Annotated in this window: 2 protein-coding genes; both read left to right on the top strand. The window is 65.6% G+C overall.

Annotated features, from left to right (window positions below; genetic code table 11):
* The first annotated feature begins 117 nt into the window (after window positions 1-117).
* Window positions 118-1,716 carry a sugar ABC transporter ATP-binding protein gene (locus FJ934_RS27785; RefSeq protein ID WP_140613586.1) on the top strand — a complete coding sequence of 533 codons (1,599 nt, stop codon included), beginning with the start codon at window positions 118-120 and terminating at the stop codon, window positions 1,714-1,716.
* Complete coding sequence (locus FJ934_RS27780; protein WP_140613585.1) at window positions 1,713-2,729, top strand: ABC transporter permease; 1,017 nt, start codon at window positions 1,713-1,715, stop codon at window positions 2,727-2,729. The genes FJ934_RS27785 and FJ934_RS27780 overlap by 4 nt, the downstream gene beginning before the upstream one ends.
* Window positions 2,730-2,991 lie beyond the last annotated feature (262 nt).

The following is a 2,991-nucleotide window of genomic DNA, read 5'->3' as shown; positions in this document are numbered from 1 at the left end:
GAACCCATCATGAGGGAGAAAACTGTTACCTATCTATCCGGTTCAAAGTGTTACCCATCTATCGGCTGGACACCGGTGAGGGGCAGCGCAGACATCTCAAGTCTCAGGGAGCACTCCTTGCAGCCAGCTGAAGCCGCACCCGTCCTGCTTGCCGTCGAGGGCGTCACCAAGCATTTCGCCGGCGTCACCGCGCTGAGCGACGTCTCGCTCGAGGTCAGGCCCGGCGAAATCCTCGGCCTGCTCGGCGAAAACGGCGCCGGCAAATCGACGCTTCTCAAAATCCTGTCGGGCGTCATGCCGCCGTCGAGCGGGCGCATCATTTTCGACGGCGCCGACTACCAGCCGGCGCGTCCGCAGGATGCCAAGCAGCACGGCATCGTCACCATCTACCAGGAACTCAGCCTGATCCCGACGCTGACGGTGGCGGAGAATATTTTCATCGGCCGTGCGCCGACCGGTCCGCTCGGGCTGGTGAGCTGGCGCAAGATGGAGCAGGACTCCCGCGCCATCATCGCCCGTGTCGGCCTCACCATCGACCCGATGACGCCGGTGTCGGCGCTGTCGGTGGCCGAGCAGCAATTGGTCGAGATCGCCCGCGCGCTGTCGCTGAAAAGCCGGCTGATCATCATGGACGAGCCGACCTCGGCGCTGACCGAGACCGAGGTGCAGCGGCTGCTGTCGATCATGGACCGGCTGCGCCAGGACAAGGTCGCCATCATGTTCGTCACCCACCGGCTCGAGGAGGCATCGGCCATCTGCGATCGCATGACGGTGCTGCGCGACGGCAGGCTGGCCGGACATCTCGACCGCGAGCGGGGGCCGATCCAGTTGCCACGGATCATCGAAAAGATGGTCGGGCGTGCCGCGTCCGAACTTTACGCGCGCCCGGTGCAGCGCGCGGTGGCCGGCGATGTCGTGCTTTCCGTACGGGGCTTGCGCACCGTGCGCGACCCCGAGGCGCCACATGCCATCGTGCTCGACGGCGTCGACATCGACCTCAAGGCCGGCGAGATCCTTGGCGTCGCCGGCCTCGTCGGCTCGGGCCGCACGGAACTGGCGCGCGTCATCTTCGGCGCCGACCGCATCGCGGCGGGCACGATCACGCTCGACGGCAAGCAAATCGCGCCGGCTTCACCCGCCGACGCCATCGCGCTCGGCATCGGCCTTGTGCCGGAGGACCGCAAGCACCAGGCGATCTTTGCCGCGCTCGGCATATTGCCGAATTTCTCCGTCGCTTCGCTCGGGCGGTTCAGCAACGGTTTCGGTTTCATGGCCGAGCGGCGCGAGCGCGACGCGCTGTCGGGTTTCCGCAAAATGCTGTCGATCCGCATGGCGTCGGCCGAACAGGCGATCGAGGGCCTGTCGGGCGGCAACCAGCAGAAGGTGATCCTGGCGCGCTGGCTGGCGCGCGATCCAAAAGTGCTGATCGTCGACGAGCCGACGCGCGGCGTCGATGTTGGCGCCAAGGCGGAAGTCCACCAGATCCTGGTGCAGCTCGCGGCGCGCGGCATCGCGGTGATGATGATCTCATCCGAACTGCCGGAAGTGCTGGCGGTGTCGGACCGCATCGTCACCATGCGCCGGGGCCGCATCACCGGCGAGATGCCGGGCGTCGAGGCAAATGAGGAAAAACTGATGGAACTGATGGCGCTCGACAAGCAGGATGCGAGGGGGCAGGAAGCACTCGGGCAGGATGGGGAAGGGCTGACACGATGAGCATCGCCGAGGAACAGAGCCAGCGCGGCGGCGCCACACTCGCAAGGCTTTTGATGAGCTTCGGGCCGCTGCTGTTCCTGGCAGCCCTCGTCGTCGTCTTCACCGTGCTGAAGCCGAGCTTCATCGACCCCATCAACCTGTTCAACATCACCAGGCAGATCTCGATCACCGGGCTGATCGCGCTCGGCATGACCTTCGTCATCCTCACCGCCGGCATCGACCTTTCGGTCGGCTCGCTGCTTGCCTTCTGCGGCATGGTGGCCGCCGTCGTCGCCAAGGGCGGCGCGGCCAACACGCTGTCGCTGTCGACCTCAGGCACGCAGGGCTATGGCTGGTTCGCCGCACTTCTCGCCGCCGTTCTGGTGGGAGCCGCCGCCGGCGGCGTGCAGGGGCTTGCCATCACAAGGCTGAAAGTGCCGCCCTTTGTCGTCACATTGGGCGGGCTGACGGTGTTTCGCGGGCTGACGCTGACAATCTCCAATGGCGGCCCGATTTCGGGTTTCGATGCCTCGATGCGCTGGTTCGGCACGGGGCTGATCGGCCCGGTGCCGGTGCCGGCGATCATCTTCGCCATTGCCGCCATATTGTGCCACATCGTGCTGCGCTACACGCGCTATGGCCGCGCCGTCTATGCCGTTGGCGGCAATGCGGAGGCGGCGCGGCTGTCCGGCCTGCGCGTCGACCGCATCCTGGTCTCGGTCTATGTCATCGTCGGCTTCTTCGCCGGGCTCGCCGCTTTCGTGCTGTCGGCCAGGCTGAATTCTTCCGAAGCGGTCGCCGGTATCGGCTACGAACTGACGGTCATCTCGGCAGTTGTCATCGGCGGCACATCACTGTTCGGCGGCATAGGCTCGGTCGGCGGCACGGTGGTTGGGGCGGCCCTGATCGGTGTGCTGCAGAACGGGCTGCAGTTCAACAACGTCTCGTCCTACACGCAAAGCATCGTCATCGGCCTGATCCTGATCCTGGCGGTGGCCTTTGATCGCTGGCTGAAGTCGCGGGTGCGGAGGTGAGTGCCTTTTCCTTCCCCCCTTGTGGGGGAAGGTGGATCGGCGCGAAGCGCCGAGACGGGGTATTGGACGGAATGAGGCGGTGAAGATTTACGTCAATACACCCCGCCACAGAACAAGCGTAGCGCCAAGCTGGAGCACCCCTCATCCGTCTCGGCGCTGACGCGCCGATCCACCTTCTCCCGCAGGGGGCTAGCGTGCGCACACATCTGCTTCGGAGGGGTGTCAAGGGACGTATTGGCCGGGCGGCAGATGGGGCTTGAAG

The sequence above is a fragment of the Mesorhizobium sp. B2-4-12 genome (genome assembly GCF_006441575.1).
GTDB lineage: Bacteria > Pseudomonadota > Alphaproteobacteria > Rhizobiales > Rhizobiaceae > Mesorhizobium.
This window is presented reverse-complemented; position numbering and strand designations above follow the sequence as displayed.

Coding starts and splice junctions, on each gene's coding strand:
- FJ934_RS27780 (WP_140613585.1), top strand. CDS start 1,713: ATGAGCATCGCCGAGGAACAGAGCCAGCGCGGCGGCGCCACACTCGCA.